The following is a 21,780-nucleotide window of genomic DNA, read 5'->3' as shown; positions in this document are numbered from 1 at the left end:
GTCAGTGAACGTCTTGCATTCTGCGGCTGCGCTCACACCGACAAATTCCTTATTTACATATATATACAACTACACTATACAGATGTCCTCACATGTGTGATGTAATGACAATGTTAATCAATCGGCTGAATATAGCAGTTCCCTTATAAATACAATTTGTATTTTCAATCTTCACGATGGGGTTTCAGGATGTCCGCAAGATTGTCATTTTTTTATCGAACGTTGTTACTAATATTTTTATTAACTTCAACATCAATGCACGCTCACGGGTATGAAACGACGCTGACACTCCAGGGAAACAATACGGCCGGTACACCAGTCAACACCACGTTATCCCGCCAGCAGCTAGAACAATTACCGCAAACGACAATCACCACACACCTGCCCTGGCTCGAGGGCAAGGCCGTGTTTACCGGGGTCAAACTCACCACATTATTAGCCACTTACAAGCTACACCCCCAAACCATTCACCTCAAAGCACTGAATGATTACACCGCAACCGTCACTTGGGAGCACATTCAGAAATATGAGCCCATCGTCGCGACCCGCAAGGATAACCAATGGCTGCGCATTCGCGACTATGGCCCCTACTGGCTGATTTTCTCACTCGATCAATTCCCGGAACTGAATCAACGGAAAAGCCTGGGCAAAATGGTCTGGCAACTGGAAACCATTACGACGGAATAACACAAGGAGTGTGACCGATGTTTCGATGTGAGCACATTCCCCGCTCGGGAAACTGGATCAAACGGGCTCTGTATCTACTGACCCCGGCTTTGATCTTGAGTACGCTGATCGCCGTGCATCATCTCAAAGACAACGCCAATGTTGTCTCGATGAGCCAGAATGAAGCCATCTGGTTTATTCTGCAGCTCACCAAGGAATATTCGGAATTTATCTACCAGCTGCAAAACTATCAGTTCGGTAACACCAGCCATGCTGACATGATGGTTCAATATGAAATTCTGTGGAGCCGATTCAACACCATTACCCATAATGACCTGGTAGTTCACCTGAGCCAATTCAACGGCTTAATTCCCGAATTCACCGCCCGGTTTGAGCAAATTCAGGCGATTGAGGCCCAATTGCTCAACCTGCCGGTCAGTGGAAATTTTGAGCCGGTGGTTCATTACATACGCGCAGATTTCGAAAGCCTGGTTGCCTTCCTGAACGAAAAATTCAGGTTGACCAGTGGTGACATGAGTCACCGGATCCAGGCCATCACGCAAATCGAACAGTTAATTCAGTTTCTGCTGTTTTCAACCTTCCTGATGGGCAGCCTGATGGCGTATGTCTTATTGCGGGAATCGCGAACCCATCACTTTCTGGCGATGAATGACTCCCTGACCGGGATCCATAACCGCCTGTGGCTCAACCATAAACTGCGCGAACTGACAGAGTTCAACCAGCCGTTTACCTTTTATCTGATCGATCTCGATGGCTTTAAAACCATCAATGATACCCTGGGCCACCATGCCGGGGACGAGTTGCTCAAAGTCGTGGCAACCCGCCTGTCCCGGCTCAGTTGCCAGCACTATTTCGCAGCCCGGATGGGCGGTGATGAATTTGCCGTGATCGAACTTTGCGGGCCCACCGGTGCCTGCCACCATGCCACCTGTATCCCTGAACAGCTGGCCGCCGTGTTTCGCCGACCAGCCCGCTATGCCGGAGAGAAACATGACATTTCCGCCAGCATCGGGGTCAGCCAGTTTCCCGGCGGCGCTCATTCCATTTCTGAAGTCTTAAGGCAAGCTGACTTTGCCATGTATGAGGTCAAGCAAAGCGGTAAAGACGGCCTACGGTTTTTCCAACCCGCCTCCCCGGAAACAGCGAAGATCACCAAAGATGAAAACTCACCGTCACCTACCTCCGATCTGGCTCACTAAATCCGACATCGATTGATGAAACCTCAAACCCAAAAAAGCGGCCCCGTCATCTGACGGGGCCGCTGGGACAAGCGATGGTCTTTTTAGAACACGGAGGCGTTTCAGCGCACCCCGTTACCGGTGACCGGATCACATCGCCGCAGCGAAGATCGCGGTAATTTCTTCATGTGTCGCTTGTTTCGGGTTAGTCAGGCCACACGCATCTTTCAGCGCATTATCAGCCAGGACCGGGAAATCGTCCGCTTTCACGCCCAGCACTTCCAGGCCAGCAGGGATACCCACATCCTGAGACAGCGCCTGAATTGCAACCAGCGCCGCTTCCGCACCTTGCTCAGCCGTCATCTCAGTGACATCCACACCCATGGCTTTGGCAACATCACGCAGACGCGCCGGACAAACCTGGGCGTTGTAACGCTGAACGTGCGGCAACAGGACGGCATTACACACACCGTGTGGCAGATCATAGAAACCACCCAGCTGGTGCGCCATCGCATGCACATAACCCAGTGATGCGTTGTTGAACGCCATCCCGGCCATGAACTGGGCATAGGCCATTTGTTCACGCGCTTCCAGGTTCTGACCGTCTTTCACAGCCGTACGCAGGTGCGCCTGGATCAGTTCAATCGCTTTAATCGCAACCGCATCGGTGATCGGCGTCGCCGCAGTCGAAACGTAAGCTTCAATCGCATGCGTCAGGGCGTCCATCCCGGTCGCAGCGGTCAGCGAAGCCGGTTTCGCCAGCATCAGTTTCGGATCGTTGACCGACATCAGCGGCGTGGTGTTCTTGTCGACAATGGCCATTTTGATGTGGCGCGCTTCGTCGGTAATGATACAGAAGCGAGTCATTTCAGACGCCGTGCCGGCAGTGGTATTAATGGCAATTAACGGCAGCTGAGGCTTGGCAGAGCGATCCACCCCTTCGTAGTCGGCAATTTTGCCGCCATTCGAAGCAACCAGTGCAATCCCCTTCGCACAATCGTGCGGTGAGCCGCCACCCAGAGAAATCACGAAATCACAACCGTTGTCTTTCAGCAGTGCCAGGCCCGCTTCGACATTACCAATGGTCGGGTTCGGCTGCGTGCCGTCAAATACAACCGAGGCAACATCACGCTCAGCCAGCAGATCGGCCACCTGCTTGACCATACCGATATCGTTCAGAATACGGTCAGTGACGATCAACGCTTTTTTGAATCCATGTGCACGAATCGCATCAGCGGCTTCAGTCAGACAGTCCGCACCCATCAGGTTTACAGTCGGGATAAAAAATGCACTACTCATCAATATGCTCCATTATTATGTATTGCTTCCGGCGTAAGGTGCCACTTCAGGCATCAAACCTGTCACCAGCCAACAAGTCACCCGTACCCCGTTCGGGGTATCCGGTCCAGATGCGCATATCTAACACTGTTCTAATGTGCAACAAATTGATCTCGGACAATTTATTGAAGAGGTCTGATGTCTTTGCAGTGTTTATTTGAATTGAGTCACCTTTTACTAAGAAAAACATTATCTTAGCGTTGATGGGTGGAAACAGACTATTTCTCTCTGTCATCAAACAAAGGGAGTTGATGACACGGCCCATTCCCTATCAGGCCGGGCCCCACCCGACCATCCGGATGAAACCGAATACACAATCAGTTGCGTTCATTTCGCTACCGCAACAGTAACCAGCTCTCCACCAGCACGAGGATGGCCAAGAGCCAACTCACCCCCTGCCAGAACCGCAAAGGATTGCGCTGGAGCAACGGGGCGCGCTTGAGGGTATTCAGCAATTGTGGGTTCGAGGCTGACAAGTCCTGAAGCATTTCCGACATCACCTGGTAGCGCGCTTCTGGCGCCGGGTGACAGGCTTTTTTCAATACCAGATCCAACCAGACCGGTAAATCCGGGCGGGAGCTCAGCACAGAGCGATAGTGGTAATGGCGCTTAAACTGCGGATCAAACACCGGCGATACCGACGCATACGGCAACTGGCCGGTCAGCATTTCATAGAGGATGACACTGACAGAATAAAGATCGGACAGCGATGTCGCGCGGTTCCCGGCAAAATATTCCGGCGCGATATAATCCGTCGCCCCGACCGGGATTTCCTCGGTCAGCACCTGGTGGATCTCTTCAAGCCCGGCCACCTGGGCCGTACCGAAGTCGATACAGACGACCCGTCCGTCGTCGGTCAGGATCAGGTTTTCCGGTTTGATATCCCGGTGCACCATGCCCATGCGCTGAAAATAGCGGATCGGTTTGATGAGCTCTGCCGCGATGGCCCGCACCTGCGACAGGCGGGGTGATGGATGGTCCAGCATCCACTGGCGTAGGGTGATCCCCGGAACAAAATCACAGACATGATAGAGGAAGGGTGACGACGCTGCCGACGGGTGGATCTTCATCACTGACGGATGACTGAACTGCCGGCCAACCCAGCCTTCCCGGGCAAACCCCTGCAGATAGCCCAAGTCCTCAGCAAAGTTTGGTGACGGACATTTGAGGACATAGTCCTGCTGATCCAGATCGCTACGCGCCAGGTAAACATGGCTGCGGGTGCCGCTATGGAGCACCCGGCGGATCTGGTAGTGATCCAACCGCTGTCCTTCCGCCAACACCGGCGGGATCACCCGCGCAGTCAGGGCCCGGCTGGCTTCCGCCAGGGTTTGCTCCGGCAGCGCATCGATCCGTATTAGCAAGCAGGTCAGGTTATCATCACTCCCCTGCGCCCGGGCACGTTGCAAAATGTTCCGGGCCAGCGCTTCCAGCTCGGACTGGGTCAAAACATCGGTGCCGGTCAGCAACACTTCCAGCTGCGAAGGCGACAGCCAGTCGTGCAGGCCGTCGGTGCTCAGCAGTAGCACATCCCCCACCACCAGCGGCTCCGGGTAATAATCGACCTCCAGTTTACTGTCCATCCCCAGCGCCCGCAGGAGCAAGTGCTGATCACCGCCCTGGCGTCGGCAATGATCCCGGGTCAGTTGTTCCAACCTTCCCTGACGAAACCGGTACACCCGACTATCGCCGACATGGATCACATGGGCGGTATTGGACTTAATCACCACACTACTGAAAGTGGTCACCAGCCCGTTGTGGCGCAACTCGCTGTGCTGACCATGATGATACAGCCAGCGGTTGAGCCCGGTCAGCACCTTGGCCGCGGCCTGACGCACGGTCCAGCTTGCCGGGGTACTGTAATAGTCTTCAATAAACTGGGTCACGCAAGTATGGCTGGCCTGCTGACCGCGGGCGCTGCAACTGACGCCATCGGCAATACAGGCGACAACGCCGTGATGTTTCAGCACCTGCGGCCGCGGCGGCTGGTACAGAGCAAATGCATCCTGATTGACCTCCCGGCACCCGGCACTGGAAAACCCGCCACAGGTTACCCGTAAGCCGAGCTGCTGCGCTTGCTGCGTGTCGGCTGCCATAGTCATCACCATCCCTGCTCTCCCTTTTTGATCCCGTTTTGATCCCAGGCCAAACCGTCTGTACGAACTGCCTGTACCAACCGCCAGCACGAACCGCAAAGGCGATCCGCGGGCAATACTGTTTCAGGCGGCCAGGTACACTCACCCGGCCGCCACGCGCTGTCCCTGATCTAACTTTTCGCCACATCAATCAAGGTCACACTGCCGTCTTCGTTGATTTCAGCAATCTGGCCGGACGGCTCTTCCATCATCAGCAGGGTGACAAACCCGATCACTGCCGTGGCCGCAATCACATAGAAGAAAGTGCTGTAATCAACGAACGAGAGAATCGTCAGGTAACAGACCGCCCCCACATTGCCGTAGGCCCCGGTCATCCCGGCGATCTGGCCGGTCATGCGACGCTTGATCAGCGGCACCGTGGCAAAGACCGCGCCTTCTCCGGACTGGACAAAGAAGGAGCAGGCCATCGCCGCAGCCACCGCCAGCCAGACCGGCCAGCTGCCGTCGACCTGACCCATCAGGAAATACCCGGCTGCCAGGCCGGCGGTCAGGATCAGCAAGGTCGGTTTGCGGCCGAATTTGTCCGAAATCCAGCCCCCGCCCGGACGCGACATCAGGTTCATAAAGGCATACGCCGAGGCCACCATCCCGGCAACCACCGGCGTGAGCTCAAAGGTCTCCGAGAAAAACAGCGGCAGCATCGACACCACCGCCAGCTCCGAGCCGAAGGTGGCAAAATAAAGCACATTTAAAATCGCCACCTGCTTGAACTTGTACTGATGAATTTCCGGCACCGGCGCCTGAAACACGTTCCGGTTCACTGTCCAGGTTTTCTGCACTTCATACAGATACAACACGCTGAGCAGCACATAAATCCCGTTCACCAGGCTGTCGCTCAACATGCCGATCCCGGTCGGCGAGAGTTTCCACGCCAGCAGCGCCAGGGCGCCGTACATCGGCAGTTTCATCACCAGCAGCAGGAAAAAATCGCCTTTTGAGGTGACTTCCATTGCTCCCAAATTCTTGGGCTTGAAATAAGTCGCGCCCTTGGGCGTGTCGGTGACATTGATATAGAAGATATAGGAGAAGATCAGGCTCATGGCCCCGGTGATCGCCATCGCATAACGCCAGCCATCTTCCCCGCCGAACATCACCGCCAGGGTCGGCAGCGTAAACGCCGCAGCGGCTGAGCCGAAGTTCCCCCAGCCGCCGTAAATCCCTTCTGCGGTGCCGAGTTCATTGTGCGGGAACCATTCCGACACCAACCGGATCCCTACCACAAACCCAGCCCCAATCAGACCAAGGGCAAAACGGGCCATCGCCGCCTGGACAAAGTTATCGGCAAAGGCAAAGACAAAACAGGGAATGGCGCAGATGGCCAGTAACGCCGAATACACCCGCCGCGGACCATATTTATCGGTCAGCATCCCGATGATCACCCGGGCCGGGATCGTAAAGGCGACGTTCAAAATCAGTAAGGTCTTTACCTCGGCAGTGGTCAGGCCCAGGGATTCCTTCACCGACTGCAGCAAAGGCGCAAAGTTGAACCACACCACAAAGGTGATGAAAAACGCAAACCAGCTTAAATGAAGGATCTTCATCTTGCCGGTAAAGGACAATAGATTGAACTTATCTGTCATGGGGTCACTTCCTTAGTTGACTGACTGATAGGTTCATTGCATCTGCTGTGCCAACTTTAAAATGTGATTTAAAACAATAGCATAATAGAAAAAGCTCAAATATAATCCAACTTAAAGACAACCAACTCATCAATCCAGTGCAATGACGCACCAATATTCACATCAAGCGCCTAATATTGGACCGTTTGATGTTTTTTTTTAAAAACACCAAATATAACCACAAAGTGGTATTTTTAAATGAAGTGACAAAAAAAGGAGCTTTACCAGCTCCTTTCTAATCAAAATATTAAAAGAATCAATTTTCCCGTAGTTGCACCTTCCCCTGACTGAGCCGGACATCATAGGTTTTTAAACGATATTCAGGGGCTTCCAGGCACTCGCCACTGTGCAGGCTGAAGTGCTGTTTATAGAGCGGGGAAGCCACCACTTTCTGATCGCCCAGTGAGCCGATGATGCCTCGCGACATCACATTGGCCTGGCCAATCGGATCGTAATTCGACAGCGCATAGAGCTGCTGACTGTGACGACAGAAAAAAATCGCCACCTGCTCATGATTCAGCAGGGCGCAGATCCCGGTATCCTGGATCAAATCACTTTGCTGACATACGGTTTGCCACTGTTCCATCTCGTTTCCTCCTATTCCGTCACATTGACAATTTCAATCCGCTCACCACGCAGGACCGGCTGCCGCTGACCCCGTTCCAGTACATAGCTGAGCTGGCGATCAGGCTCCGCACTGTTGACAAAGTGCTGGAATCGCTTGAGTTTCTGCGGCGATGCCAGGGTGGTTTTCCATTCACACTGGTACTGACTGAGGTTATAGGCCATGTCGCGTTCCAGCTCGCCGACGATGCCCAACTTATCCTCGATCACCACCTGCTTGAGATAATCCAGTCCGCCTTCGAGGTTTTCCAGCCAGACCGACGTCCGCTGCAAGCGATCGGCGGTGCGGATGTAGAACATCAGGATCCGATCGACATAAGCGATTAAGGTGGCATCATCGAGATCCGAAGCAAACAGGTCGGCGTGACGCGGTCGCATCCCGCCATTGCCGCAAACATACAGGTTCCAGCCATTTTCCGTTGCAATCACCCCGATATCCTTGGACTGCGCCTCGGCACATTCACGGGTACAACCGGAGACCGCAAACTTGAGTTTATGCGGCGCCCGGAGGCCTTTGTAACGATGCTCCAGATCAATGGCGTAACCGACACTGTCTTTCACCCCGTACCGACACCAGGTACTGCCGACACAGGACTTCACCGTCCGCACCGATTTCCCGTAGGCATGACCGGTTTCAAAGCCGGCAGCAATCAACCGACGCCAGATCAGCGGCAGTTCATGCAGCTGCGCCCCGAACAGGTCGATCCGCTGTCCTCCGGTGATCTTGGTGTAGAGGTCAAACTCTTTGGCCACTTCCCCCAGCACAATCAGTTTCTCCGGGGTGATCTCCCCGCCCGCCACCCGGGGCACGACAGAGTAGGTGCCGTCTTTTTGCATGTTGCCGAGGAAGATATCGTTGGTGTCCTGCAGGCCGATGTGCTGCTCGTCGAGCACGTAATCATTCCAGAACGACGCTAAAATAGATCCCACTGTCGGCTTGCAGACATCACACCCCAGCCCCTGACCGTATTGCGCCAGCAGCGCATCAAAGGTTTTGATCTGTTTCACCCGGACGATATCAGCCAGCTCCTGGCGCGAATAAGCAAAATGCTCACAGACATGGTTGTTGACTTCATATCCCAGGCTGGCCAGTTCGGCATCCAACACCTGCTTGGCCAGTGCCGAGCAGCCGCCGCAGCCGGTAGAAGCATTGGTGCTGGCCTTCAGGGCGGCCATATCGGTGCAACCGGCCGCAACCGCCTGTTTGATATCGGCTTTGGTGACATCAAAACAGGAGCAGATCTGCGCGCTGTCTGGCAGGGCTTCAACCCCCATCGCCCCGCCACCCTCGCCTTCCCCAATCGGCGGCAGTAACAACACCGCCGGGTTGTCCGGCAACGGCAGGTCATTGAGCTTCAGTTGCAGCAGCTTGCTGTAAGCCTCGGCATCCCCGACCAGCACCGCACCCAGCAGGCGCTGGCCGTCTTCCGACACCACCAGGCGCTTATACACCTGCTCGATCTCATCATGGAAGGTATAGGACTGCGCGCCCGGCGTGGTGCCGTGGGCATCACCGATACTGGCGACATCCACGCCCAGCAGCTTCAGCTTGGTACTCATGTCCGCACCGGCGAAGGCTGCCTGCCCGTCACCGCACAGGTGCGAGACCGTCACTTTGGCCATCTGATATCCCGGCGCAACCAGGCCGAAAATTTTCTCCTGCCACAGCGCACATTCGCCAATGGCATAGATATCCGGCTCGCTGGTCCGACAGTGATCATCAATCACAATACCGCCCCGCTCGCCGACCGCCAGACCGCTCTCGCGAGCCAGCGCATCCTGCGGCCGGATCCCGGCTGAGAACACAATCATGTCCGTTTCCAGATGGCTCCCGTCAGCAAAGTTCATCCGATAGCGGCACTGCTCACCGGCAACAATCTCGGTGGTCGCTTTTTCGGTATGCACGCTCACGCCCAGTGACTCAATTTTTCGCGACAGCAACTGACCACCACCCTGATCCAGCTGCACCGCCATCAGACGCGGCGCAAACTCCACCACATGGGTTTGCAACCCGAGGTTTTTCAGGGCATTGGCCGCTTCCAGGCCGAGCAAACCGCCACCAACCACCACGCCGACCTGACTGTGACGACCGGAGGCTTCAATCGCTTCAAGATCTTCAATGGTGCGATATACATGACAATGCGCCTGATCATGACCGGGGATCGGCGGCACAAACGGATATGACCCGGTGGCCAGCACCAACTTGTCATACGACTCGACCCGGCCACTGGCGGTCACCACCTGGCGCCCCGCGTGATCAATCGCCGTCACTTGCTCATTCAACACATACATTACCCCGTGCTCGCGGTAATACGCCTCATCGGTCAGCGCCAGCTCCCGGGCAGGGGTGCCACTGAAGTATTTGCTGAGCTGGACCCGGTCATATGCCAGTCGCGGCTCGTCGGAAAAGGTGATCACCTCAAACTGATCGCGCTCGTCACGCTGGAGTAAATCGTCAATAAACCGGTGTCCCACCATGCCGTTGCCGACCACGACAATCCGCTGTTTTCTCATATCACTTCCTCACTGTTCTAATCTCTGTGTACGACTATAATTGCTGCACTTATCTGTAATCTGGTGGCCTCAGGCAGTCAGCCGACGCGCTTGAGCGCTGTCTGCACGCTGCTGTCTGCGACCAGGACTGTCTTCTGGGTGGCGGTTATTTCCCGGGTAGCAACTGTTTCCTGGGTAGCGACTGTTTCCTGGGTGGCAATTGCGGTCTGAAACCACTGCAGTTGCTCAGCCAAAGACACCACCTGACCGACCACAATCAGAGCCGGTGACTGCACCTGATGGCGACTGACCAGGGTCTCCAATTCCGCTAAGCTGCCCTGAATCACCCGCTGCTGCGGGCAGCAGCCATTTTCAATCAGCGCCACCGGGGTCGCGGCACTCATTCCGACCCGGGTAAGCTCCCCGGCGATGAGGCCGGCTTTGGTCAGGCCCATATAAAACACCAGGGTATGATCGAGCCGGGCAAGCGCGGTCCAGTTGAGGTCGAGCTCTTTCTCCGCATGGGCGGTAACAAAGGTACAGCCCTGCGCCAGACCGCGGTGGGTGAGCGGGATCCCGGCATAACTGGTACAGCCCGAAGCGGCGGTGATCCCCGGCACCAGGCAGGTCTCAATCCCCGCCTGATGCAGCTCAAGCATCTCTTCCCCACCGCGGCCGAAGACAAAGGCATCCCCGCCTTTGAGCCGGCAGATATCGAGCCCCTGCCGGGCTTTGGCAATCAACAAGGCATTGATCTCCTGTTGCGGCACGCTGTGCTGATGCTTGGCTTTGCCGACATAAATGGTGGGGGTGCCGATCGGAAACAGGGCCCGGATGGCCGGGCTGACCAGCCGGTCATAAACAATCACATCGGCTTGCTGCATGGTGCGCAGCGCTTTCACAGTCAGCAGATCCGGATCTCCCGGCCCGGCACCGACCAGACTCACCCGCCCGGCAGGCGTTCGGGCATTGGCTGCGTTCAGGCGCACGATTTCTGACGCACTTGCGGTTGCTGTTGCAGTTGCAGATGTAGATGTTGCTGATACTGGCGCTGGCGCTGGCGTAGATGTGTGTGGCATCGTTCATCCTTACGTACGGTCCCTGTACGTGCTGTAGACATTTGAAGCTGTCGGAGCAAGGAGAGTGCCAACTGATAGAACAGCCAACAATAATAAAATTAAGCAATTGATTAAAAAGAATATTTTCCTGTATTCACATGTGTTCGTCACCGTGTCACCTGATCCGGCTCAGCCAAGACAACTCCCTCTCTTGGTGCACAGCACACCAGAATAATGCACGGATTTATTCATTTTTATAACATCAAACACCACCAAGCATACCACCTTAGAGGTATGAATAGTTAAATTCACTACTTCTATCCGGCAGACATGCCACCTGCAGCAGCCTTTTATCCTGGATTCAGGGATCCCTGGCGTTTTCTGTGGCACGGCGCACACCCGAAGATTTGGCTTACTTATTGCTGTGTTGTTTCTCAACATACATTTTGCTCGCCGGGAAATGGCTTCGGATGAAGTCTGCTCCGTCATTCGCACATTCTCTGCCATTCATACCGTGATGGCGGCGAGCCACTGAGAGCTGTTTTCGGCTCAGGAGGGAGACATTGAGCACGACAACACAAAATACATGGACGAAAACGACCTGCGCCTACTGTGGTGTGGGCTGTGGCATAGAAGCCCGACCGACACGCGACGGCGCGCTGGAGATCCGGGGCGATCAGAGCCATCCCGCCAACTTTGGTCGGCTGTGCTCCAAAGGTCTGGCACTCGGCGAGACCGTCGGTCACCAGGGACGACTGCTGCACCCATCGATTGCGGGAGCACAATGTGACTGGGCGCAGGCACTGGATACGGTTGCCAGCCGGTTCCGCGAGGCGATCGCGCAACACGGGCCGGAATCGGTGGCGTTCTATGTCTCAGGACAGCTGCTGACCGAAGACTATTACGTCGCCAATAAGCTGATGAAAGGGTTTATCGGCAGTGGGAATATCGACACCAACTCCCGGCTCTGTATGTCCTCCAGCGTCGCCGGCCATAAGCGCGCCTTTGGTGCCGACTGCGTGCCCGGCTGCTATGCGGATCTGGAGCTGGCGGATTTGGTGATCCTGACCGGCTCGAACCTCGCCTGGTGCCACCCGGTGCTTTATCAACGCTTGAAAGCCGCAAAAACAGTGCGGCCTGAGCTGAAGGTGATCGTCATCGATCCCCGCGCCACTCCCAGTTGTGAAATCGCCGATCTGCACCTGGCACTTCAACCGGGCAGTGATGTGGCGTTGTTCAATGGGCTGCTGGCTTACTTGGCTCAACATCAGCACCTGGATCCAGCCTTTATCGCTGATCACACCGAAGGCTTTGAGATGGCGTTGGCCAGTGCCCGCCGAGACGCCGAAGATCTTCGCACCCTGGCGACGATCACCGGGATCGACCGCCAACAGCTCACCACCTTCTTCAAGTGGTTTGCCGAAACCGACAAGGTGGTCACGGTCTATTCGCAAGGGGTGAATCAATCCAGCCAGGGTACCGACAAGGTGAACAGTTTGCTCAACTGCCATCTGGCGACCGGCCGGTTCGGCAAGCCCGGCTGCGGGCCTTTCTCAGTCACCGGTCAGCCCAACGCCATGGGCGGCCGTGAAGTCGGCGGGCTGGCCAACACGCTGGCGGCACATATGGAGTTTGGCAACGAGACCCAGGCTCAGCTGGTTCGTGACTTCTGGCAGACGGACACGCTGGCGCGATCACCCGGCCTCAAGGCCATCGACCTGTTCGATGCCATCGACAGCGGCCGCGTGAAAGCGGTGTGGATCATGGCGACGAACCCGGCGGTCAGCCTGCCCGATAGCGAGACCATCCAACGGGCACTGGCGAAGTGTCCGTTCGTGGTGGTGTCTGATTGCATCGCCGACACCGATACCACCCGGCTGGCTGATGTCTTGCTCCCGGCTCAAGGCTGGAGCGAAAAATCCGGCACCGTCACCAACTCAGAGCGACGAATTTCCCGCCAGCGCCGCCTGCTGCCGACGCCGGGCGACGGCAAACCCGACTGGTGGATCATCAGCGAGGTCGCGAAAAGAATGGGATTCGGCCACGCGTTTGATTATCGCCATGAAGCCGATATTTTCCGCGAGTACAGCCGCATGACTACGCTAGGCAACACCACAGCCGCCAGCCCGGCGCGGCGGCTACTCAATTTGTCCGGCTTGACCAACCTGACGTCCGAACAGTACCACCAACTCGCGCCTCAGCAATGGCCGGTTCTCGATCAACCAGCCTCAACGTCGGAGACGCCGATTTCCAAGCGCCTGTTTGCCGATGGGCTGTTTGCCACACCATCCGGCAAGGCGCAGTTTATCGCGGTCAAATACCAGCCGCCGCGAAACCAAATCAGCCTGGCCTACCCGCTGGTGCTCAACTCAGGGCGGATCCGCGATCAATGGCACACCATGACCCGGACCGGCCTCTCCCCACGGCTGGGCGAACATACGCCGGAGCCCTGTGTGACGCTCCATCCTGACGATGCGACCTGTCACCCCCTCACCTCCGGACAACTGGCCCGGATCACCAGCCGCTACGGCGAAGTCACCGCCCGGGTGAGCCTCAGTCGCAGCGTTCGGGCCGGTGACGTGTTTGTCCCGATCCACTGGAACCAGACCACCGCCAGTGCCGGGAAGGTCTGCCAACTGATTGGCCCGCAAACCGATTCGCTGTCTGGCCAACCGGAATTCAAATTTACTCCGGTCGCGGTTGCGCCCCTTGCCTATAGCAGTGAAGCCGTTGTACTGACCGGCCGCCCGCTACCACCGGAGCTGTTGAACGACTGTGCCTACTGGAGCCGTCAGACGGTCAACCAGGGCTACCTCTATCGCCTTGCCAGTGAAGCGCAGCCGGATGCCTTGTTCGCCCGGCTCACGCACACTACAAACCATCCGGGCCGACAGCTGAGTTTCAGCAGCGCCAACGGCCTCTACCGACACGCGTTGATTGCGCAACGCCAATTGGAATCTTATGTGCTGGTCGCGGACAACCTGCGACAACACGACATAGAATGGCTCTATCCGCTGCTCAGCGAGCCGCTGGATGACAGCATTGAACGTGCGCTGATTTCCGGTCAGCTCGAAGGCAAACTGGCGGGCGGCAAAACAGTGTGTGCCTGTAAACAGGTTGGGAAAAATACTCTCTGTACGGCGATCCGGGCGCAACAACTGACCTCAGTGGCTGAAGTGAGTGCCTGCACCCAGGCCGGCACCGGCTGCGGCAGTTGTACGGGAGAGATCCAGCTGTTGATTGAGACTGTTCAGGAGGAGACACGTCAATGACAAACGTGGTCAGTCGTTGCTCATGATTAAGGCGTGGCGAAAGGCGCGCTTTCGCCACGCTTTATTTCATCAAATTACCGCCTTCGATTTCAAACGAGGAGACGAAAACATCGGCTTGGCCAGTCACAATTCCAAGATTCGTCAGCACTGGGCCAATAACCAGTTGCAACACTGGATTCAATATATCTGCAACTAAACTTCCAAGCAGGACCTCACTCACGCCTCCTAATGGAGATATGGTCAAGTCATCACTTTGAATGCCTGACAACTGACAATCCGTACCTAACGTCACCTGACTTACTAGCTGAGGTAAATCAGCTTCAGAATCTAATTGACCACTATGAGAAATAAAGTCAGAACAAGATGCTGGCGATAAATTTGCCGATATATCGACCTGAGTAATTGGAATGAGCAATAACTTCACGCCCAAACCAAATGGCTGAGAAATATCCTCTTTATCGCCAATCTTTACCGTTGCCAAGGACGGTTTAGAAGCAAATTCAAACGAAACCGCTTCGCCGTTATTCCAGTTACAACCAGTAACATCCAGAAGCTGAGTCTCAGCTTCGGCTGCAGCTACCTGGATCCCTATTCCATCCAGTTCAATATTTATTAGCCCAAGCCCAAGCGTTTTAAGTAAAGTCTGCCATGCTCCCCCTAACAGTTCAATTTGTACCAGCAACTCCGTTTGCGCTGTTCTTACCGTAGGTACAAGATCTCCGCCATGTGCCGCAGGTAATTCCCCGAATTCAAATTGTGGCGGCTCGACAACTTTTAATGAAGCATCTAAAGTCACCAACGACAAGACATCTAGACTGCCTAATTCAGCGATCACCGAGTTGACCCCTACACGTTGATCTTCTCTTTGAACAACTGCCAGTAAGGCGGCAGATAACAAATCATAAGCAGATACTTTCGTCGCCAACACCTGCGTCTCATCCAGCTCATCAGAAACTTTGAGGAAATCTGAAAGCATAAATTCCAACGCCCCGGCACTAATTTTCAACGGGTCAAGAACATTCGTCACAGGTGACGTAAAACCAAAAACCAAATTCAGGACGGAGATCAGATCATCAATCGAGATAACCGTATCGAGTTGCGTACTCACAGCTTCACCCTCGAGCGGTGCCACCTTCTCAAAGCCTTGAATGATCCCCCCCAACCCAATGCGAGCATCAACCAGTGCTTGATATGAAGCCGCCGTTAGCTCGACCCCAGCAATATCCTCCAGCATCAAATCAAGCAAGTTAACATCAACCAATGTTGTCCCCACCCCAAATTCAACCCGGGTGCGTTTAAAAACGTTTGCCGCTGCTCCCAGTGTCACCGTCTCTCCGGTTGAAAGCAGGCTGGCTGGGACCGTTTTGTTGATCCTCACCTTAGCCGCACTTTGAGTTTGGCTCTCTAATTCATCGACGGAAAATTCCCATTGGTTTTCCTCTGCATTAATCGCAGCGGTCCCGAAGGTCAGCTCGTAATCATTCTCATCGGGATCAAAACCATTCGCCGCCAGGTTTTCTTTCACCCGAGCAATAAGAGCCGCCTGATCATTGGCACCATCGATATAACACCCGTACCGTCCCAGGCTTAACGCGGCCAGATCCGCCTGCTGCTGCAGGCGCCGTTTTTCCATAAACAGCCGCCCGGTATCGATGGCCAGGGCCAGAAACGCCGCCATCGCCACCGTCAGAGTCATCAGGCTGATCCCCGCCGCCCCGTGCTGGCGCCGAGACCGACCAGCATGCGAGCACCGGCACATGACTCAGCCTCCCCCGAGAGAATCGGCGATAAACCTCGCCGGGATCGGGTTGCTGAAACTTTGCAGCATTCGCTGCTGGGCCTTGTCCGCCGCTTCCGGCGATAAGGCGTCATCATAATCTGTGGCCAACATGCCGCCCGCCTGCAGGTTCAGCCACACCCGGGTTTCACTCTTTTTACCGGGATAGCCCACACTCCCCTTGGTCTTCAGGGTCGTCTGCGGTACAGAGGCAGACTGATACGCCGTCGTCGATTGCCTTGGCGGCATCGGAATCGGTTTGGCCGGCGGTGCCAGTGCAGCGGTCGTCCGCGGGCCTTTCAGCGCCTGTGCCGGCGCACTGAACAAACTGGCGACCAATAAGACCACCCCCACTCGCTTCAACTCAACGATATGCACTCTCATTGCACAACCTCCATGGTCGACGAACGCGCAGACATCGGCTCGGGAAGCTGACCCTGAACCGGGGACTGGCCGAGCGACAGCGGCCTGAATACCGCAATCGCATTCAGAACCTCTTGTCGCTCACCGGATTGCCATTGAAACCGACTCGCAAGCTGTTCAGCCATCCGATACTGTTGATTTTTCAGCAACACAAACCATAAATTTTTCGCTGCATTTTGATGTTCAGGATTGAGCTCCAACGCGGTCAGTAATTCATCGCGCGCCAACGCATCCTGCCCGGTGATCAGCAGCAAAAATCCCAAGTCATTTCGAATATCCGCCGTGATCGGGGAAGCTTTCGCGGCCAGGCTCAGCCAGTGCATGGCCTGATCCAGATCGTCCTGATAGGCCGCAATCAAGCCGAGCCCGTGATAAGCCTGCCCGGCCAGACACGTGGTTTGTAGATCATGATAAATTTCCGCCGCTAGCGACCACTTACCCAGTTTTCGATAGCTGTAGGCTCGCAGCAAATCGGTGCTGAGTGAACGTTCCGGCAACATCTCCAGTTCGGCCAGAGCAGAGTAATACTGGGCCTGTCGCAATTGCTGGCGGATCAGCGACAACTTCACACCTTGTTCGGCAGACAACGACTCGCCACAGACTCCGCTCGATGCCGACGCTGCTGCCTGCGACGACGGAGAACTCGAACACCCGCTCAGGACCAGGAACATCCCGATACTCAGCACGACGATCCAAGCGATCCTTAGGTGTCGATTGTGACACCGTTGATTCCATGGATTGATGAAATCTGTCATCAGACACTCCTTGTCTTCTTATCTTCTGATCTGTTCGTTTTCCGGTATGACTGCCGCGCTGTCCTGTGAATGATATTTAATTGCCGAGCGCCCACCCCAGCGCCATCATGCCCGGTCCGGCTAACACCACAAACAGGGGCGGGAACAGAAACAGCATCATGACAATTGACATCCGGCCCGAGAGCTTGCTGACCTTTTCCTGCAGCTGTGTTCGCCGACGATCCCGAAGCAAGACAGTGAACTGGGCCAGCGAGTCCGACATACTGCCGCCGGAATCAGAGACCTGAGCGAACATATTCAGTAAATCCTGCATGCCCATGGACTCATTGACCCGGGCGACTTCCGCAAACACCCAGGCCCGCTCCTGCCCCGCTTCAATCTTGCTCAGCGCCAGCAGCAGCTCTTTGTTCATTTCCGGGGTCATCTCTTTCAGTTCCGCCGTATACGCACGAAGCATACTCTCAAGTGACAACCCGACGTCCCACAGGGTTTTCATCATCTGCAACCCCATGATCAGTTCTTCATCAATCAATTTAGCGCGTGCTGCCACTTTCTTTTTCAGCCACTGCAAAGCCAGATAGGCGCCTCCCGCGGTACTTAACACCAAAAGGCTCATGGCCTGCCCTGAAGCCACCTGACGCTCAAGCATTGCCGTGATGACGATCCCCTGCATCGCCGCCCAAACCAGCATCACTTTCAGCAAACAAGACGTTTGCTCGCGATTGGTGAGATACCCGGCTTTGCGCAGCAGCAGTTGAATATCTGACACCGAGGAGAAACGCAGGTATTTAGTTTGTCGCCAAATCGCCTGGCTTTGCTGGAACATGGCTTCTCGTCGGGTGACCTGAGCCATGGTTCGCGCCAGATTCTGCTCGACACTCCGGGCACGTTGCATTCTGAGGGACAGCACAATCAAACTCACGGCGCTGGCCAGCAGAAAAACACCAGCCAGAAGCCAATACGTGGACAAACTCATGGATATCGCCATCACAACCTCTCGAGGCCCCTTACTGCAGGGACAACTGCTATCACTACAAATAACTCAAACGACATAAAACCCAAGCAACACATAACCCAAGCGACATAAAACCCAAACGACAATGACTCAAGCTGCCAGAGCTCAAGCTAAAACAACGCATTACAACGCCCGTAGCATCCGCCAGAGCAACACCACCCCGAACAACTGCGAGCCCAGCGCGAGCTGCAGTGCCAGTTTTCCCTGTTCATCCGCCCACATCGCCTGAAGCGAGTGCGGATCGTTGGCCAGCATGAACACCGCCATCAACGATGGCGTCACTCCCATCACCCAGGCCGTCACCCGGGTTTCCCCGGTCAGAGATTTCAGCTCACGCTGGCTGCGATCATCTTGCTGCAGCAACTCAACCAGGTTATCCAGTGCCTGACTGACACTGCCGCCAAACTGGTGGTTGACCTTAAATACCAGGCCGAGCAGCTGAAACTCTTTCACGCCGGTTAACCGGGATTCTTTGCTGAACGACACATACAGCTCAGTCCCCAACTCCCCCCGACGGATCACCCGCTCCACCACAGATTGCAACGGGGCTTCGATCGTCGGCACGGTGCGGATCAGCGCCTGGTTCAACGACAGCCCGACTTTGACCCGCCGGTTCAATTGCTCAATAAAACCGGGCAGCTGACGGATGATCCTCCGGCGAATCCGGCTTTTTCGCAGCTGGCCCATGAGCAGCAACCCGGTCACGGCGAGCCCACAACTGACGCCGATCCCGGAAAGTCCGGCCAGCCGCTGCGCCACGTAGATCAGCCCTAGCTGGAGCATGAAATACAGCACAGTCAACCCAACCGAGGTACTCAGACCGAGCTGTTGCCAAATCTCCACCGCAACCTCTTGCCCGGTCCGCGACCGTACGGGTCGTTCATGCTCATGAGACTGTGCCTCTTCTGGCGCTTCAGAAGCAACAGAGGCCTGGGCGCGCGCCGCAAACAACAGCAGGCCGGCACCGGCCAACAATAAAATCCCGGCGATAATGAAGAGGCTATTCACGATCATCCCCCACTTTTTCCCGGAGCGCGGCAGACATCCCGTCCACCGCTCTGAAATCTTCGCCAGCCGGCTGATAGGCATATAACACCTGGGTACGAATCTGCCCGTCTGCGACATCCTGGATCTCGACAATATGGGTGATCACCCGGCGGCCACTGGGCAGACGCGCCACCTGGATCACCAGATCCAGGGCTGTCGCGATCATTTGCTTAATCAGCACTTCGGTTGACGAAAAACCGGTCATGGTGACCATCATCTCCAACCGCAGCAAGGCATCCTGGGGCGAGTTGGCATGCAGGGTACTCATGGAGCCCTGATGCCCGGTATTCATTGCCTGGAGCATATCCAGCACTTCCCCACCCCGGCTTTCACCGAGAATGATCCGATCCGGCCGCATCCGCAGGGCATTCTTGAGCAGATCCCGCGGGGTCACTTCCCCCTGGCCTTCCGAGTTCGGCGGCCGGGTTTCCAGGCGGACCACATGGCCATTTCTCAGTTGCAACTCGGCCGCATCTTCAATGGTCACCACCCGCTCGCCGGCATTGATGTATTGGCTGAGCACATTGAGCAACGTGGTTTTCCCCGAGCCGGTTGAGCCGCTGATCAACACATTGCACCGCGACCGGGCACACCTCATCAGGAGTTGGTGCATAGCGACGCTCATGGCGCCGTTTTGCAACAGGGTATCGATATCAATCGACTCTGCTTTGAACTTACGCACTGATAAACAAGGGCCGTCGATTGCCAGCGGCGGGATCACCGCATTGATCCGGCTGCCGTTGGGCAGACGGGCATCCACCATCGGGTTGGCCTCATCAATCCGCCGACCGAGCGGCGCGAGCATCCGGCGGATCACCCGCAACACATGCTGATCGTTCATGAACCGAAACGGCACCTTGGTCAGTTGTCCTTGCCGCTCAACATAGATTAGCTTCGGCCCGTTGATCAGAATGTCGTCCACATCCGGATCGTCGAGCAGGTTCTGTAATGGCCCGAACCCGACGATTTCATCCAGAAGTTCATTGACCAGGGCGTTCATATCCTGAGGAAAATGAGCGCCTTGGTGCTGCTTGAAATAAATCCGGGCGTAATCATGGACATACCCCTGCAGCTCCTGACGCTCCATCTCGTACATCAGGCCGTCATCTTCCAGGCGCTCAATCACAAACCGGTGCAGTTCTGCTTTGAGTTCCAGGCGGGATTCATCTTCCTGTATCGCCAGCTCCCGGTGGGGCCAGACGATAGCGTCCGTCATATCGCTCATGTTTCACTCCCTGCGCTGTATCGCCATCCGAATTTCATCAACCAGTGCGGTTTTTCCGGTTTCAACGACAACAGCTTTTCAACTTGCTGCAAGAACTCTTTGAACTGGCCGGTCGGCGGCAACAAGGTCCCGGCATTAATATCCGTGGTCAGTGTGTGTGCGCATGGCAGTTCGCCCCGGATCGGCAATGCCAGTTGACTGGCAATCATGGTCTTTCCCGGTAACACTTGCGGGAGAAACGGGGCAAGCACCACATTGACCCCACCGGGCCTGACCCCGACTTGAAACAGCGATTCCGCCAACCGGCGGGTATTGGCCAGGCTGACATTTTTCTGATCGGACAACAGCCAGTGTTGCTGGCAGTACTTGGCAAGAAAGAACACCAGCGGGCATGGGGGGATCCCAGCCAGATTAATGATGATACTGTCATAGGCCGCTTCCAGTTTTTCCATCACCGCCAGTAACACCTCTTTGGTGACGGCATCAAACTGTTCGTTGTCCGGCATGCCGATGACATGGATCATCGGGTGGAGCGCGACCCCTTGCGCCAGCAGCCAGGGTTTACTGATACAGGCTTTTTTCTCCTGCAGGCTGATAAAGTCAATCCCGGCCGGTTTGTTTAAGTAGTTGGCAATGTCGCTGCTGGGTTGCCCCAAATCCAGGATCAATACGGCCTGCTGATCACTCACCGCCATTTGCCAGGCCAGGGAGATGGCCAGTAATGCACTGTCAAAGTCATTGCGCGCCGACAGCAATGCCAGGTGGGTGGAAGCCGACACGACCTCCATCGCGATCAGACTGTTGAGGAGTTCGGCAAGCCGCTCGCCTTCGCATAAGTGCAGGTTGTTGTGATGCTTGGTGCCGTACCAATGACACTCTGGCGTCAGGTCCACCAGCACCACATGACGGGGGGAAAATGTCTCAATCAGATACTCAACGCTTCTGTCCGGCCAACTCGCCGCCGCAATCACCAACACCTGCGCCTGCCGCCAGGCTGCCAGAGACGTCAGACATTCCGGCGATTCCAGCCAGCTCAGGGTTGCCCCTGACGGCGTGGCATCGACAATCTGTTGCTTGTGCTGCCCGCTCACATCGTAAGCCACTAAATTCATG

The 21,780-nt window shown here is 55.7% G+C and carries 16 protein-coding genes; 3 read left to right on the top strand and 13 right to left on the bottom strand.

The features are described from left to right. Positions 1–255: 255 nt before the first annotated feature. Together NH461_RS05335 and NH461_RS05330 are read left to right on the top strand one after the other, a co-directional pair. Positions 256–687 (top strand): oxidoreductase, encoded by a 432-nt coding sequence (locus NH461_RS05335; RefSeq protein WP_261602217.1) that lies wholly within the window; start codon positions 256–258, stop codon positions 685–687. Between the two features lie 17 nt (positions 688–704). After that, positions 705–1,886 (top strand): GGDEF domain-containing protein, encoded by a 1,182-nt coding sequence (locus NH461_RS05330; protein ID WP_261602216.1) that lies wholly within the window; start codon positions 705–707, stop codon positions 1,884–1,886. 129 nt (positions 1,887–2,015) lie between these two features. On the opposite strand, the gene yiaY is transcribed toward NH461_RS05330, so the two are convergent. The 6 genes from yiaY to cobA form a co-directional block, all read right to left on the bottom strand. Next, positions 2,016–3,164, bottom strand: a complete 1,149-nt coding sequence (gene yiaY, locus NH461_RS05325; RefSeq protein WP_261602215.1) for an L-threonine dehydrogenase — start codon at positions 3,162–3,164, stop codon at positions 2,016–2,018. 374 nt (positions 3,165–3,538) lie between these two features. Further along, positions 3,539–5,311, bottom strand: coding sequence for a bifunctional protein-serine/threonine kinase/phosphatase (locus NH461_RS05320; RefSeq protein ID WP_261602214.1), 1,773 nt, complete (start codon positions 5,309–5,311; stop codon positions 3,539–3,541). Between the two features lie 158 nt (positions 5,312–5,469). Continuing rightward, positions 5,470–6,939 carry a NarK family nitrate/nitrite MFS transporter gene (locus NH461_RS05315; protein ID WP_261602213.1) on the bottom strand — a complete coding sequence of 490 codons (1,470 nt, stop codon included), beginning with the start codon at positions 6,937–6,939 and terminating at the stop codon, positions 5,470–5,472. 295 nt (positions 6,940–7,234) lie between these two features. Continuing rightward, positions 7,235–7,564, bottom strand: coding sequence for a nitrite reductase small subunit NirD (gene nirD, locus NH461_RS05310; RefSeq protein ID WP_261602212.1), 330 nt, complete (start codon positions 7,562–7,564; stop codon positions 7,235–7,237). A gap of 11 nt (positions 7,565–7,575) precedes the next feature. Further along, entirely contained in the window at positions 7,576–10,116 is a 2,541-nt protein-coding gene (nirB, locus tag NH461_RS05305; RefSeq protein WP_261602211.1) for a nitrite reductase large subunit NirB, read from the bottom strand. A 77-nt stretch (positions 10,117–10,193) separates the two neighbouring features. Beyond that, complete coding sequence (gene cobA / locus NH461_RS05300) at positions 10,194–11,174, bottom strand: uroporphyrinogen-III C-methyltransferase (protein ID WP_261602210.1); 981 nt, start codon at positions 11,172–11,174, stop codon at positions 10,194–10,196. 542 nt (positions 11,175–11,716) lie between these two features. Here cobA and NH461_RS05295 point away from each other — a divergent pair. Continuing rightward, positions 11,717–14,425 (top strand): nitrate reductase, encoded by a 2,709-nt coding sequence (locus NH461_RS05295; protein WP_261602209.1) that lies wholly within the window; start codon positions 11,717–11,719, stop codon positions 14,423–14,425. Between the two features lie 61 nt (positions 14,426–14,486). Here NH461_RS05295 and NH461_RS05290 read toward each other — a convergent pair whose 3' ends face one another. The 7 genes from NH461_RS05290 to NH461_RS05260 all read right to left on the bottom strand — a co-directional run bounded on the left by NH461_RS05290 (position 14,487) and on the right by NH461_RS05260 (position 21,779). After that, a complete protein-coding gene (locus tag NH461_RS05290) occupies positions 14,487–16,184 on the bottom strand; it encodes a pilus assembly protein TadG-related protein (RefSeq protein ID WP_261602208.1) in 1,698 nt (565 codons plus the stop codon). 3 nt (positions 16,185–16,187) lie between these two features. Beyond that, positions 16,188–16,586, bottom strand: a complete 399-nt coding sequence (locus NH461_RS05285) for a DUF3613 domain-containing protein (protein ID WP_261602207.1) — start codon at positions 16,584–16,586, stop codon at positions 16,188–16,190. Continuing rightward, positions 16,583–17,380: a hypothetical protein gene (locus NH461_RS05280; RefSeq protein ID WP_261602206.1), complete on the bottom strand. Its 798-nt coding sequence runs from the start codon at positions 17,378–17,380 to the stop codon at positions 16,583–16,585. The genes NH461_RS05285 and NH461_RS05280 overlap by 4 nt, the downstream gene beginning before the upstream one ends. 76 nt (positions 17,381–17,456) lie before the next feature. Continuing rightward, entirely contained in the window at positions 17,457–18,356 is a 900-nt protein-coding gene (locus tag NH461_RS05275; RefSeq protein ID WP_261602205.1) for a type II secretion system F family protein, read from the bottom strand. 162 nt (positions 18,357–18,518) lie between these two features. Then, complete coding sequence (locus NH461_RS05270) at positions 18,519–19,403, bottom strand: type II secretion system F family protein (RefSeq protein ID WP_261602204.1); 885 nt, start codon at positions 19,401–19,403, stop codon at positions 18,519–18,521. Then, positions 19,396–20,667, bottom strand: a complete 1,272-nt coding sequence (locus NH461_RS05265) for a CpaF family protein (RefSeq protein ID WP_261602203.1) — start codon at positions 20,665–20,667, stop codon at positions 19,396–19,398. The genes NH461_RS05270 and NH461_RS05265 overlap by 8 nt, the downstream gene beginning before the upstream one ends. After that, on the bottom strand, positions 20,664–21,779 hold the full coding sequence (locus NH461_RS05260) for a hypothetical protein (RefSeq protein ID WP_261602202.1): 1,116 nt from the start codon (positions 21,777–21,779) through the stop codon (positions 20,664–20,666). The genes NH461_RS05265 and NH461_RS05260 overlap by 4 nt, the downstream gene beginning before the upstream one ends. Between the last annotated feature and the right edge of the window lies 1 nt (position 21,780).

This window comes from Photobacterium sp. TY1-4, assembly GCF_025398175.1.
Classification (GTDB): Bacteria; Pseudomonadota; Gammaproteobacteria; order Enterobacterales; family Vibrionaceae; genus Photobacterium.
This window is presented reverse-complemented; position numbering and strand designations above follow the sequence as displayed.